This is a genomic window from Paenibacillus koleovorans NBRC 103111 (assembly GCF_004000845.1).
In the GTDB taxonomy this organism is placed as follows: Bacteria; Bacillota; Bacilli; order Paenibacillales; family NBRC-103111; genus Paenibacillus_AA; species Paenibacillus_AA koleovorans.
The window spans coordinates 1-13,785 of record NZ_BIMA01000035.1; the positions used below are offsets into that span (position 1 = coordinate 1).

At 59.8% G+C, this 13,785-nt stretch carries 10 protein-coding genes; 6 read left to right on the forward strand and 4 right to left on the reverse strand.

What is annotated here, in order from left to right; all coding sequences use genetic code 11:
* Positions 1–1,074: ROK family protein (locus tag PKO02S_RS13580; RefSeq protein WP_307720022.1), on the forward strand; the 1,074-nt coding region annotated here is incomplete at its 5' end.
* Positions 1,075–1,355: 281 nt separating this feature from the next.
* On the opposite strand, the gene PKO02S_RS13585 is transcribed toward PKO02S_RS13580, so the two are convergent.
* Positions 1,356–2,042, reverse strand: coding sequence for an N-acetylmannosamine-6-phosphate 2-epimerase (locus PKO02S_RS13585; protein WP_127583634.1), 687 nt, complete (start codon positions 2,040–2,042; stop codon positions 1,356–1,358).
* Positions 2,043–2,505: 463 nt separating this feature from the next.
* Between PKO02S_RS13585 and PKO02S_RS13590 the strand changes: the two genes are divergently transcribed.
* The gene (locus PKO02S_RS13590) at positions 2,506–3,228 is read left to right on the forward strand and encodes a TerC family protein (RefSeq protein WP_127583636.1); all 723 of its coding nucleotides are present in this window, start codon (positions 2,506–2,508) and stop codon (positions 3,226–3,228) included.
* Between the two features lie 56 nt (positions 3,229–3,284).
* On the opposite strand, the gene PKO02S_RS13595 is transcribed toward PKO02S_RS13590, so the two are convergent.
* Positions 3,285–6,032, reverse strand: coding sequence for a beta-propeller domain-containing protein (locus tag PKO02S_RS13595; RefSeq protein WP_246066992.1), 2,748 nt, complete (start codon positions 6,030–6,032; stop codon positions 3,285–3,287).
* Positions 6,033–6,263: 231 nt separating this feature from the next.
* On the opposite strand from PKO02S_RS13595, the gene PKO02S_RS13600 reads away from it, so the two are divergent.
* Positions 6,264–6,851 (forward strand): hypothetical protein, encoded by a 588-nt coding sequence (locus tag PKO02S_RS13600; protein ID WP_127583638.1) that lies wholly within the window; start codon positions 6,264–6,266, stop codon positions 6,849–6,851.
* A gap of 65 nt (positions 6,852–6,916) precedes the next feature.
* A complete protein-coding gene (locus tag PKO02S_RS13605; protein WP_127583640.1) occupies positions 6,917–7,525 on the forward strand; it encodes a Uma2 family endonuclease in 609 nt (202 codons plus the stop codon).
* Between the two features lie 65 nt (positions 7,526–7,590).
* Here the strand turns inward: PKO02S_RS13605 and PKO02S_RS32375 are convergent, their stop codons facing one another.
* Positions 7,591–10,785, reverse strand: coding sequence for a DEAD/DEAH box helicase (locus tag PKO02S_RS32375; RefSeq protein ID WP_164821446.1), 3,195 nt, complete (start codon positions 10,783–10,785; stop codon positions 7,591–7,593).
* Positions 10,782–12,446 (reverse strand): SWIM zinc finger family protein, encoded by a 1,665-nt coding sequence (locus tag PKO02S_RS13615; RefSeq protein WP_127583642.1) that lies wholly within the window; start codon positions 12,444–12,446, stop codon positions 10,782–10,784. The genes PKO02S_RS32375 and PKO02S_RS13615 overlap by 4 nt, the downstream gene beginning before the upstream one ends.
* A gap of 94 nt (positions 12,447–12,540) precedes the next feature.
* Between PKO02S_RS13615 and PKO02S_RS13620 the strand changes: the two genes are divergently transcribed.
* Positions 12,541–12,834, forward strand: coding sequence for a hypothetical protein (locus tag PKO02S_RS13620; protein ID WP_127583644.1), 294 nt, complete (start codon positions 12,541–12,543; stop codon positions 12,832–12,834).
* 109 nt (positions 12,835–12,943) lie between these two features.
* Positions 12,944–13,771, forward strand: a complete 828-nt coding sequence (locus PKO02S_RS13625; protein WP_373865211.1) for a YitT family protein — start codon at positions 12,944–12,946, stop codon at positions 13,769–13,771.
* Positions 13,772–13,785 lie beyond the last annotated feature (14 nt).

Below are 13,785 nucleotides of genomic sequence, written 5' to 3' on the forward strand. Positions count from 1 at the left end.
GAGCAAGAGCAAGAGCAAGAGCAAGAGCAAGAGCAAGGGCAAGAGCAAGAGCAAGAGCAAGAGCAAGAGCAAGAGCAAGAGCAAAGGCAAGAGCAAGGGCAAGAGCAAGGTAGGCGCGTGGTCATCGGCATCGATATTGGCGGTACGAACATTAAATCGGGGATTATCGACGAGTCGGGCTCGATTCTGCATACAGCGAGCACGCCGACGGAAGCGCGGGGAGGTAGCCGTGAGTCGCTGCTCGCCAAACTGTTCGCGATCGCGGACGAGCAGCGCGCCGTGGCCGCGGAGCGCGGCTGGACGCCGGTCGCGATCGGCGTCGGCACGGCGGGCTACGTGAACGCCCGCGAGGGCCGCATCGGCTACGCCACATCCAACCTGCCGGGTTGGACGGGCGTCGCGCTGCGAAGCGAGATCGAGCGCTACACCGGCATGGCCGTGGCGCTGGCTAACGATGCCCATGCGTTCGCTATGGGCGAAGCTTGGATCGGGGCCGGCCGCGAATGGGACGAGTTCGTCTGCATCACGCTCGGCACCGGCGTGGGCGGCTGCCTGGCCGTCGGCGGACGCCCTTACTACGGGCGCGACGGCTACGGCGGCGGCTTCGGCCATATGGTGCTCCAGCATGGCGGAGCACCTTGCAATTGCGGCTTGAGCGGCTGCTGGGAGCAGTACGCCTCGGTGACGGCCCTCATGCGGCTGGCGGCGGAGGGCGGCATCGAGGCGGCGGCGATCGGCCATTCGGCCAAGACGCTGTTCGATTGGGCCCGGGAGGGCCACGCCGAGGCGTTGGCCGTCATTGATCGGTACGCCGAGTATGTCGCGCTCGGGCTGACGAACCTGGTGCATGCGCTGAATCCGCCCGCCATCGTCATTGGCGGTGCGGTGACGGCGCAAGGCGACTTCTTGTTCGACCGCATCCGGTCGAACGTGCAGCGCCAGGTCATGCCCGCTTACGAGGGCATGGCGATCGTGCCGGCCCGGCTCGGCGAGCAAGCCGGCTTTGTGGGCGCAGCCCGGCTGGCAATGCAGCGGGCCGCCGACATAGAGAAAGCCGTCCAGGGCCAAACCTAGCCTGGGACGGCTTTCTTCACAAGCCAATAAGGTGATGGCGTATCGTTATTTGGCGGGAAAACGGATGTCGGATGAAAATAAGGTGATGGCAAAACGTTATTTGTCCCGAAATGACCAAACTAACCGTCTGAATGCAAAATAAGGTGATGCGGGATCGTTATTTTGGAGCGGCAAACAACTTTCGGGGAAATAAGGGGATGGCGTAACGCTATTATTTCTGAGCAGAAAAAAGAGTCCTGGCCGGAGCTCCTCGCTCCTCCGGTCAGGACTTCCTATCTCCTTTACAGCCCCCGACTCAGCCAACCGTCCACCTGCGCGGTGTACTTCGCCGTAATTTGCTGCGGCCGGGTGATGGCGCCGCCGACAACCACATACGCGGCTCCGGCCTCCAGCGCGAGCACGGCCTCAGCCGGCGACCAGATGCGCCCCTCGGCGACGACGGGTTTGGCGCAGCGGGCGCTCAAACGGCGGACGAGCTCGAGGTCCGGCCCTTCCTGCTGCGGGCTGTAAGGCGTATAGCCGGACATCGTCGTCGAGATGAGGTCGGCTCCCAGCGCCTCGGCCTGCAGCCCTTCCTCGAACGTCGAGATGTCGGCCATCACTTGCACCCCGGCATCGTGGCAGTACCGGATCAGCGGCTTCACGCGCTCCAGCCGATCTTCCCGATCCGTCATATCGAGGGCGACCGCATCCGCGCCGGCCTCGATGATGACGCGCACGTCCGCCAGCTCCGGCGTGATGTAGATGTCGGAGCCGGGAATGTTCCGCTTCAGCAGCCCGATGACCGGCAGCTTCACGGTCCGTTTGATATCGCGGATATCGTCGGGGCCGCCCGCCCGGATGCCCACGGCGCCGCCTTGCTCGGCGGCCAGCGCCATAAGCGCCATCGTGCCTGGCGCATAGAGCGGTTCGCCGGGCAGCGCTTGGCAAGATACGATAAGTCCCCTTTTAACAAAAAGCCGTTCCATTGCTGCACTCTCCCTAGGATGATCTTCTCTGAAGTATAGCATACGAATTGGAGTTTTGCTCCGAAATTATTATAAAAAATGGAGTCTCTTTCTTGCCGCGAATTCGTCTGCAAAATATGCCTGTCCGGCCCAAGTCTATCGCCGATCGGACTTGTCCTAATGCTGGAACCGGGTGCTCGGTCCTTGACAACCTGTTTTGCCATCCTATACAATTACGGTAATTGAATCAAAGGGGAGTAGCTGCTACAGCAAAGTCGTCATTACGGGATATACGTCCCCGGCTTTGTTGGCAACGAATTTCGTTGTTAGCAAGACCTTTGCCATCACGGTGGGGGTCTTTTTCTGTTCACTTTTCCTTTTGTTGTCGGAGAAGAGGCGGCCCGCCGTGAGGGGTCGCCTTTTGTGCGTTCTAGTCCGCATGGTGAGGACGGCTCCAAAATCGAACAAAGGGAGAGTGGTAACAATGGAATGGTTCAGCATGGACATGTGGTACGCGCTCGCCGCCATCGTCGTCATTGACTTGGTGCTGGCGGGCGACAACGCGGTCGTGATCGGCATGGCGGCGCGGAACTTGCCGAAGGAGCAGCAGCGCAAGGCGATTATTTGGGGGACCGCAGGGGCGGTCATTATTCGCGCGGCGGCTACCTTGGCGGTCGTGTGGCTGCTTAAAATTCCAGGTTTGCTTGCGATCGGAGGGGTGTTCCTCATCTGGATCGCCTACAAGCTGCTCGTGTCCGAGAAGGATCATAATGTCCAGGCTGGCGCCTCGCTAGCCGCGGCGATCCGCACGATCGTCATCGCCGACGCCGTCATGGGCATCGACAACGTGCTGGCGGTTGCCGGCGCCGCTCACGGCAGCTTCTGGCTCGTCGTCATCGGACTCCTCATCAGCGTCCCGATCATGGTCTGGGGGAGCACTCTCGTCGTGCGCGTGATGGAGAAGTATCCTTCGGCGATTTACGTCGGGGCCGGGGTTCTTGCTTTAACCGCCGGGAAGATGATGGTCGACGAGCCGTTTATCAAAGATTGGCTGGGGGACAGCGGTCTCTTGAAATGGGCGATTGTCGCCGTCATAGTCGTGCTGGTGCTGGCCGCCGGCCGCTGGACGAGCAAACGAAAAGCTGCAGCCGCCGCCAAGTCGGCCGAAGTGAAGGCTTACGACAACAAGCAGCGCATGTCCGTCTAACAGGGCAAAAAAACCGAGCGGCTCAGGATCCCGATGGATCCGAACCGCTCGGTTTTTTATTGCTGTGGCAGTTGCAGGCTGTCCTTTTCCTTCATCGTCAGCAGGTCATTCGTCTTGATCAGCCCCGGCGAGAGGGTGTAGAGCGTATCCTTGATGAACAGAATGCGTTGCAGGGTATGCGGGCCGTAGTAGCCGCTGTAGCCGGCTTTCAACCGCTCTTCCTCGGTCAAGTGCGTGATGCGGGCTTTCAACTGGAAGCCTTTCTCGAGATCGAGGTTATACACATAGGCACCCTGGAAGCTGAACTGGCCGTAAGCCGGCATACCGTTCGGGTCGGTCGTTTTGTTCGGCACCTCCATGACGTTCACCGGGAAAGCGAGCAAGTTGTGCTCCTTGGAGAATAGCAGCGCCTTGTGGTTGTACAGCAGATCTGAGTACGTGCCGCGGTCGCCGATCACTTCCTTGAACTGTTCGATCGGGTTCGTGACGTCGGTGACGTCGAACAGCGAGATTTTCATACCTAGCGCGTAGGCTGTGGTGCGATCCGGTACAGCTTTGCCGCCTCCGTCCACGGGGCCGCCCTTGACCGTCATCTCGACCGTTTCTTTGCCGAAGCCGATCAGGTGGTTCTCATCGTACGGATGCAAGTAGTCGCTGAAGCCCGGGATCTTGAGAGCGCCCAGCACCTTAGGTGCGGCCGGATTGCTGAGATCGATCGCGAACAGCGGGTCGACGTTCTTGAACGTTACCATGTAAGCGCGGTTGCCCATGAAACGAGCCGAGTAAATCCGTTCGCCCGGGGCGAGGTTCTCCAGCTTGCCGGTCATTGCCATTGCTTCGTTCAGGACGTACACGTTGTTCTTCGAGGTATTCTCGCCGGCTTCCCACATGTTGCCCTTCGTCGTGGCGATGCGGAAATGCTGGTTGAACTCATCCATCGAAAATTGGTTCAGCACCGTTCCCGGCACGTCGCCCTGCGCTACGAACTTCGATTGGCCCTGGTCCAAACGGAATTTGTAGACGGTCGTGTTCGGCTCGTAACGAGGAGCGATCAGTCTTTTCTCCAGCGGGTTCGGAGGGTTGGTCGAGTTGGCTGCCGGATCCGTGGAGGCCGCAGGCGCCGTGTATTTGGTCACCGCCACGAACAAGTTTTGATCGGAGGCGTACACATTTTGCCCGGATCCGAGATAGGCGTTCACGTTCATGTTCTGCTCCGGCTTGCTCAGGTCGAGTCCGGCGATCAGCATGTAGTTGCTCTCGACGGAATCCGGGAAGTAGCGAACGTCCGGGAGATCGATCGTAGTAAAATCGTTGGATGCAGCCGAATCTTTGTAAGCTGGTGTAATCTGTTGCGGCTGTTGGTCGGGAGGAATGGCTCCTCCTTCAGCTGCTCCGGCAGCGCCGCCCTTCATCAGTGCGTACGGATAGCCGGCGTATTGATTCGCCACCATATAGAGCGCCGAGCCGATCTTGCGCGACGAGACGTAGGAGCCTTCCAGCTCGAGGTCGCGGACTTGCTTCGGGTTCGCCTTGTCGGTGATGTCGTAGATGAAGGCGCGCATCGTGTTGCGGTACGGGATGTAGCCCGGGTAAATCATTCTGGAATCCGGCGCGATCTTGGCTGCAGGTGCAACCGAAACCGCAGAGGAAGCATTGGTAGCCGGCGATGACGATGCAACCGGAGCAGTCGCCGGGCTTGCTGACGGAGTTGCTGCTCCGGACGAACCGGTGGAGCTGGCAGAGCCGACGGAGCCGGTTGAACCGCCGCCTGCACCTGAAGTGCTTGCGCCGCCGCCGAGATCTACAGGCATCGGCATTGGAATCGGCTTGCCCGGAGGCGGATCTACGATCGGCCCGTAAGGCTGATAGGAGTTGCCGATCACCACCAGATATTTCTCATCGACATACAGCTCTTGCGGATTGAACGACTGGTTGCTGTAGTTCAGCGTGCTGACCAGCTTCATCTCGGTGGAAGGGTAGGCCTGCGTAATGAGCACCGAGTTCGTTTCGTTATGGATCTGGTACAAATAGGTGCCGTCGGTTTTGACGACATCGGCTTCATCGACGCCTTCAACCTGGGTGTTCGTCTTGGAGTAGTCGCCGGCTTGATCGGTAGTGGCTGTCGGCGCCATTGGAGCGGATGCCCCGTTGCCTGCTCCGCCGGCCGTTGGCGCCGGTGCTGCGCTTTTGGCGATGCTGTCAAACGTTGCGCGTGACGATTCGGCGGATGCGGCCATGTCCACGGCGATCCCGCCATAGGCGGCGGTTTGCGCTTTCTCCAGCAGCTGGCGCAGGTTGTCGAGCGTGCCGACCGTAGGCAGCGCCTGCAGGTCGTTGATCTTCACGGTGCGCGTAGCATCGTCCCACGTGACGAGCATGTCGAACGTCTCGCTGATGAAGCGGACCGGCACCATCGTGACGTCGCCCGACAGGCGAGGGGCGGTCTGCAGCGTAATGAGCTGGCCGTTCTTCACGGCGGACAGGGAGCCCAGCGTCAGGTGGATGTGTGAGCCGCCCTTGCGGATGTCGATTGAGTGGTCGCTCTCGTTGTAAGCCAGCTCGGCGCCCAGCGCCTCCCCGATGCTGCGCAGCGGCACGAGCGTCACATTGTTCTCGAGGAACGGCGCGCGTTCTACTGCAAGCGGCTCGCCGCGGAGCGTAATCTGGACTTCCGTCTCCGCCTGCGCGCTGCCGCCGCTGAGCGAATCGCCGGACGGACCGGCCGATACGGGGATGAGGGCCGCGACAAGCACGATTACGAGCATAACGGGCATCAGCCATCTGTACGTTTTGGATTTGATCATTGTATTTTCCTCCTGCTTCTCCGGTCTTGGAATGAGGGGAACTCTTCCAGTTCTCTACCGAATTAGACGCGAGGCGGAAAATGAATGTTGCAGGACAACCCAGGGCGCAGCAATGAAATTTTGTTTCTTTTTTCTACAGCAGCCTGACTGAATTCTACCTCGCGAGGTTCCTCCTTATGGTAAAATGGGGCGGTACTGTAAAGTTGCCTGGCAGGGAGTGTGAGGAGTAAGATGGACCCGATTCGACTGAGAGCTTTGCGGAGAAAACAGATTCTATTTCTTAATGGGATCGTGAGCCTTATTCTGCCTGGTGTAGGCGGGTTCTTTTTATTGCTGCAACCTTCGCCGCACGATGTATATGGTCTAGGCATTCTGGTGTATGCTGCGCTGGTGGTGGCTGAAATTTGGGGTATTTTCTTTCCGAAACATTTATGGCTCCTCTACGGACCACGATTTATGCGGGAAATAGCGGAATACGAACGGGAGCGGATCGGCAAGAAACAGGATCTGAAAGCAAAAATAATTAGAATCGTCGCTTTTACAGTTTTGTTGGGAAATCAATATGTCGCCTTTTCACGAATACGGAATGACGAGCCGATGAGGATTGAGAATTTGGTTGAGTTTTGGTCGATCCTTGCGATTGTGGTTCTTATTTTTCTTCTTGCAGTCAATGTGGCCGTTTTCGTCAGAATCCATAAGATCGATCAGCCGGAAGGGGATTTCCGTTGGTTTACGACGAAGATGCTAGCTTGGGGGATCGGGATGGGGGTTGTAGCCGTTTTTCTTATGAGTGTGGGATTCGGCCTTGTATTGAACTAGAATAATCCGCGATATGTTATAGTGGGAAGTAGCGGGAAGTTCAAGTGGATGGAGGAGGTGCTAAGATGTCGGAAGAGGAGGAAAAGAAGAAGCCCGATCTTGTGCGCGAGCAGCCGGTGAGCTATGAGACGTATGCGGCTATGCCGGATGACGGGAATCGGTACGAGGTTGTGGATGGGAAGCTGGAGTTGATGTCGCCGGGGCCGGTTTTTGCCCATCAGTCTGTAAGTGGGGAGCTCGAGTTTCTGCTTAAAAACAGCTGCCGGTCGGACTATGTCATCTGTGACGCCCCTTTGGATCTCATCCTAAGCGATACGGACATCCGGCAGCCGGATCTTATGATGATCCATCGGAGCCGATTGTCGATTTTGACCCGGAGGGGTGTAGAGGGAGCGCCTGATCTGGTCGTGGAAATTTTGTCGCCGGGCTCGCGGAAGCGGGACAAGGTGGGCAAAGCCAGGACGTATGCCAAGTACGGAGTGCCGGAGTACTGGATCGTGGACCCGGATGCGGTTACGCTCGAGCGATACTTGTTGCAGGAAGGAAAGGCTATGTTCGAGCTGGAGGATCTGTTTGAGGAAAACGATACGGTCGCTTCGGACAAGCTGCCCTGTGTATCGTTTTGTGTGAAAGAGCTTTTCGCCGATATCCCGCCACACCTGCAGGAGAAATAGAAAAGCCCGCCGAACGTCGTCAGCGTTCAGAGGGCTTAGTTGTAACTATGCCGTTAACGTTATTCTCAATCCATCCATTGCCGGCGCAGTGTGAACAGGTCCCGCAGCTCGTCCGTGGACAGCTCGGTGATCCATTGCTCGCCGGCGCCGACGATTTGCTGGCTCAGCCCTTGCTTGCGCTCGATCATCTCGTCGATGCGCTCCTCCAGCGTGCCGAGGGTGATGAACTTGTGCACCTGCACATGCTTCGTCTGCCCGATGCGGAACGCCCGGTCCGTCGCCTGGTTCTCCACCGCCGGGTTCCACCAGCGATCGAAGTGGAACACATGGTTCGCCGCCGTCAGGTTGAGGCCGATGCCGCCCGCGCGGAGCGAGAGGATGAAGACGCCGGCTTCGGCGTCCGAATCGAGCGCCCGCTCGAGCGGGCTGCCTGCGGGCTTGCCTGTCTCGACGGCGGCTTCAACTTCGGCGACCTCGTCGCCCGATTCGTCCGCCGGCTCCATCCCGCCCGCCGCCGGCCCCAAGGCGGCGGCCCCGCGCTGGAACCGCTCGATCATGCGGTCGCGATGCGCCTTGGGCGTGCCGCCGTGCAGGAACAGCACGGGCTCGCCGAGCGCCTCCGCCAGCGCGCGCTCGATCAGCTTGCCCATCTCCACGAATTGCGTGAAGATGAGGCAAGAATCGCCCTCCTGCCGCAGCTCCCGCACCATCTCGATCAGCCGCTCCAGCTTGTTCGAGCGGCCCGCCAGCCGCTTCGCTCCAGCCGCCCCCGAGCCGCCTTCTTTCAAGAAAGCAGCCGGATGATTGCACACCTGCTTCAGCTTGGTCAAGGAAGCGAGAATGAGCCCGCGCCGCTCCATCGGCGACAGCCGGTCGAGCTTCTCGAACAGATCGTGGATGTAGCCCTCGTACAGCGCCGCCTGCTCCGCAGTCAGCGAGAGGTACGTCTTGGACTCCAGCTTGTCCGGCAAGTCCAGCTCGATCGCCGGGTCCTTCTTGACCCGGCGCAGCAGGAACGGCTTGACGAGCCGCTGCAGCTGGCCGATCCGGTCGGTGTCGCGATCGCGCTCCACCGAGCCGGAGAATCGGCTGTTGAACTCGCGAAGCGGCCCGAGATAGCCGGGATTGATGAAGTCGAAGATCGACCACAGCTCGGTCAACCGATTCTCGATCGGCGTCCCCGTCATCGCGATGCGATGGCCGCCGGTCAGCTTGCGGATCGAGGTCGCCTGCTTCGTGTAGGCGTTCTTGATGTTCTGCGCTTCGTCGAGGCAGATGGAGCTCCAGTTCATTGAGGTAAGCTCTTCCTCGTCCAAGTAAGCGAGAGCGTATGAAGTAATGATCAAGTCGCAGCCGACGGCCGTCTCCAGGAAAGCATCGCCCTTCGAGCGGTTCGGTCCGTAGTGCAGCTTGACGCGCAGTGTCGGGGCGAACCGCTCCAGCTCCTTCTGCCAGTTGCCTAGCACCGAGGTGGGGCAGATGAGCAGAGAGGGAGCGTCCGGCCGCTCGTACGCTTGAATGTGCAGCAAGTAGGTGATCATCTGGATCGTCTTGCCGAGACCCATGTCGTCGGCGAGGCAAGCGCCCAAGCCGAACTGGCGCAGAAACAGCAGCCAAGAGGAGCCTTGCACCTGATAGTTGCGCAGCGTCCCCTGGAACGACTCCGGCGCCTCGATCCGCGGAATCGCCGACGCTTGGCTGAGCTGGTCGATGAACTGCCGCAGATGCTCGTTCAGCTCCAGCTCGAGCCGAAAGCGCTCCGCACCGTCGCGTTCTTCGTCGATCCAGTCATCGCCGAGCGCCACTCCGTCCGCATCGCTCAGCAAATGCATCGCCAGCACGTCGCGGAACGTCATCCCGTCCTTGCGTCGCACCTGCTTCATGAGCTGCTGCACTTGCGTGAGCAGAGCGGGATCGAGCAGCACCCACTGGCCGCGAATTTGCGTCAGCTGCCGGTTCTGCTTCATGAGCTGCTCGAACTCTTCCTCGCTCAGCTCCATACCCCCGAGCGCCAGCTTCCAGTCGAACTGCATCAGCTGGTTCATCCCGAACAGCGACTCGCCTCCTGGACCGGCCCCGCCGCCGCCGGCAGAGCGGACCCGCGCCTTGAGCCGGGGTTTCATCGACCGCAGCTGCTCCCACCAGGACGGCAGCAGCACGGGGAGGCCGAGCTCGACGAGGCGCAAGCTTTTGTCCATCAAGAAATCCCACGCCTCATTGTAATCGATGAAACGCCGGACCTCGTCCTTCCCGTCGCGCAGCCAAGGGATCAGATGCCACCACTTGGCCATCGTCCGGCGAATACGCCCGGCAGGATCTCCCCAATGCTCGGGGACAACAGCCCCATGCCTACCATGCCAACCATTCCAGCCGCTCACTGCTTCCTCTAGATCCCGATCGGCCTCGCCCATCATGCCGACGCTCTCGGGATGCCAAGCAAGAGCACCTTCCACCTCAACCTCCACGGCATCGGCTTCATCCGCAACCCAATCAGTCCCTTCGCCGCCGATCCTGCCGAGCGGAGTGCCATCCGGCGCGCATTCAACCAGGACCGAAGGATTCACCCGGTCCTGAAGCACGATAGCCATCGACCACACCGAACCGACCTCCGGCTCCTGCAGCTGCAGGCATACCCGGAACGGGGCTTCGTCCGGCAGCCAGCCGATGGAGACGAGCCAGTCGCGCTCATCCTCGAATAGCTCCAGCGGCGAGCCTTCCGCCGGTCCTGCAGGACCCTCCTCGGCGTCTGAAGAAGCCGTCCCGCCATCCCACAGCGCCAACCGCGAATGCGCAAGCGGCAGCCGCTCCGCCATCAGGAAGTCCAGCCAGGCGCCGACCACTCCGCCGACCTCGAGTCCCCCGCCGCCGTCCGACGCAGGCAGCACCTTCCAGACCAACCGCCCCTTGCGCCATTGGCCGTAGTCGGGCACGATGCGGTCCTGCTCGCGAGCCTCCAGCAGCTCGGGAGCGGCGTCCAGCAGCCGCATGCCGTCCTCGCTCCATTGGAGGCGAACATGCTCGTTCCAGCACGGCTTGGCGAAGAAGTCGAGCGCTTCCTCGGCACCCAGCCGCACACCGTCCGCTCCTTCGAAGCCGGCCGTCTCGATGAAGGTGCCGAAGAAGGAAGACTCATGCCAGGCGAACAGCAGCGAGCGCAGATGCTCGGGCTCAAGCGCCGTCCCTTGCGTATCCCCCGACAAGAAGTACGCGCCGTCCGGCAGCCATTTCACGTTGATTTGGATCGGAGCAGGCCCTATCATCGAATCAGCTTTCCTCTCTTCAATTCCTCTTGGAACGCCCGCAGCCGGCCGTAATGCCGGATGAGCCGCTCCATATACAAGTCGAAGCGGTCCTGACGGCCCAGCGCTTTGTAAATGTTAGCGAGCTTCTTCAATAGACGGATAGCTTCCTTGTAGGCGGTCCGGTTTTTCTGGCGAATATAATCGTCGATCGACTGATGATATACGGGCAGCAGCAGCGAAGCGTCATGCGCCTCGATCGCCCGCAGGTCGACCGGATACAGCGAAGACAGCCCGATCCGCTCGGCCAAATGAAAATTGACCCAGCGCCGGTAGCGGCCCTGCTTGATCAACGCCTCCGTATAGGCGTAATAGCTGCGCGGCAGCAGGGCGGCGAGCGTATTCAACCACTCGTCCGCATGCCCGAGCTGGCGCGCCGCCTCGTGGCCGAAGCTGCAGAACAGCTGGAACGACTTCTCGTTCATCGTCCGCAGCGCCGGGCGCAGCCGTTCGAGCCAGCTCCACAGCCGGCTCCAATCCTCCGTTTGCTTCCACTCCTCGAGGAAAGGAAGCAGCTGCTCCGGCCGGAACAGGCGCGAAGCCGTGAGCGTCTTCCAAGCCTCGCCGTCCCGCGACTGCAGCAGCAGGAAGTGAACGCAGGCGAGTGTAGCCGAAAGCGACACAAAGTCCGACGGCGCCGCCCCGCTGCTGACACTAACACCTCCGCCGCTGCCGGCCCCACCGCCGCCGCGCCGAATCGCATCCAACCGCTCCCGCTCCTGCTCCAGCCAAGCCGCGTTTCCATGCCGAAGCAGCTGCGACCAGAGCATCCGGTGCATCGCCAGAGCCGAATAAGGCGAATCCTCCTGCGCCTTCAGCAGCAGCGAACGGGCTTCTCCACCTAAAGCCTCCAACTGCTCCGCCGTCTGCCCGTGAGCTTCCGCCGGGTCGAGCTCCCGCAGGAAGCCGCGCGACTTCTCCAGCAGCGACTCCGCCGCTTCCTTGTGACGATCGCCCGGCGCGGAATAGCCGAAAGCGCTTCGCTGGCGATAATCCTCCTCGAGCTGGCCGAGCAGCAGCAGAACCGCCCGCAGCGCATAGACGAAACGAGGCGTCCGGCTCCACCACTGCGTCGGCAGCGTAATCGTCTGCAGCGCCGCTCGGTAGTAGTCGTCCAGGAACAGCTTGTGCATCGCGTTTTTCTTCGCAAAAGCGTCCCACTGGGCCAACATGAAGGCGTACCACTCTTCCGGCGAAGCCGATTCCTTCGGCGTCTCGGACGGCAGCTCCGACTGGCTCGCGAGCAGCACCGTCTTGCGGTGCAGCGCCGAGGCGGCTCTGGTCGGCTGCTGCTGCTCCGCCTGCTTCAGCGAGCGCACGAAAGCGTCCGGCCGCCCGTAAACAGCGTACACATAGAAGAAAGCAGCCGCCATATGCCTGCAGGACGATTCTCCGCAGGTGCAGCCGCTCTGCTCCAGTGCCTCCAGCTCAAGCAGGACATCGAACACCTGCGTATCCTGAACCTTGGCCGCCAGCTTCCGCCCCGTCTGAAATTCCGTGTTGTACACATACCCTTTTTGCTGCAATTCGAGTCCTTTTTCCAGCGCAGGCACGAGAAACAACCGTTTGATTTCCAGACCTAGCCGTTCCAGTTCTTCTTTCGTGATCTGCGTTTTCAACATTATTGGATCATCCCCGCACAATACGATACAATATATTATAGCATAGTTTATTAGGCGCTGCTTTCCAGGGGGGCGTCAGGAAGGAGGACTGTGAATGGGCGTCAAGTTTAACCGCGAATATGAAGACATCGTCCGGGATTTATCGGGCGCGCTCGGTCGGTTCGATGGTGTGTACGACAGCTTCGAGATGAGTGCCGAGGAGTGGGGCGGGCTGGAAGAGGGCGAACGCTCGGAGTGCCTGCGCACTTTGGCCGACGACTTGTTCTACGCGCTTGGCGCGGATCCGGTTATGTACATCGGGGCCGGCAAGGCGGTTTACGATCGCGAGCATCATATCATCAAGCTGATCGTCACCGATAAAGAAGTACAGCTGATCTACTTAGTTTAACACCATTACCTAAGGGGGATTCACGTTGACCAACTCATCCAATGCTAACGCAAAAGTGAAAGATGCAGCATCGAAACGACAGCACCTGAAAATTTCCCGAGCCCGGTTCCTGCAAAGAGCAATCTTAATCACTTTAGGTGCCGCGCTAGTCTCGGTAGCGCTTGAAATCTTCCTCGTTCCGAACAAGATCATCGACGGGGGCATTGTGGGCGTTTCCATTATCGTCTCGCACTTGAGCGGGCTCCCCCTCGGTATCTTCCTATTCCTCTTAAACCTGCCGTTCCTGTTCCTCGGTTACAAGCAGATCGGCAAGACGTTCGCCATCTCTACGCTGTTCGCGGTTGCGCTTATGTCCATTGGCTCCACCCTGCTGCATCCGGTTCCTCCATTGACCATCGAGCCGCTGCTTGCTACCGTATTCGGAGGCATTACGCTTGGTATCGGGGTCGGTCTCGTCATACGATCCGGGGGATCGCTCGACGGGACGGAGATCGTTGCCATTCTGGTGAACAAGAAGAGCGCCTTCTCGGTTGGTGAAGTCGTTATGGTCATCAACATCTTTATTTTGGGAAGCGCGGGGTTCGTATTCGGCTGGGACCAAGCGATGTATTCCCTCATTGCCTACTATATTGCCTTTAAACTGATCGATATTACGCTCGAAGGGTTCGACGAGTCCAAGGCGGTGTGGATCATCAGCGAGAAAAACCGGGAGATCGGAGATGCCATCATTCATCGGCTCGGCCGGGGTGTGACGTTCCTGAATGGGGAAGGCGGCTTCAGCGGCGACAGCAAGCGCGTTATTTTCTGCGTGATCACCCGTCTCGAGGAAGCGAAGATGAAGGCGATCGTCGAGGATCTCGATCCGGCGGCGTTCCTGGCGGTAGGCAACATCCATGACGTGAAGGGTGGCCGTTTCAAGAAGCGGGACATTCACTAGCGGGACAAGCTTCC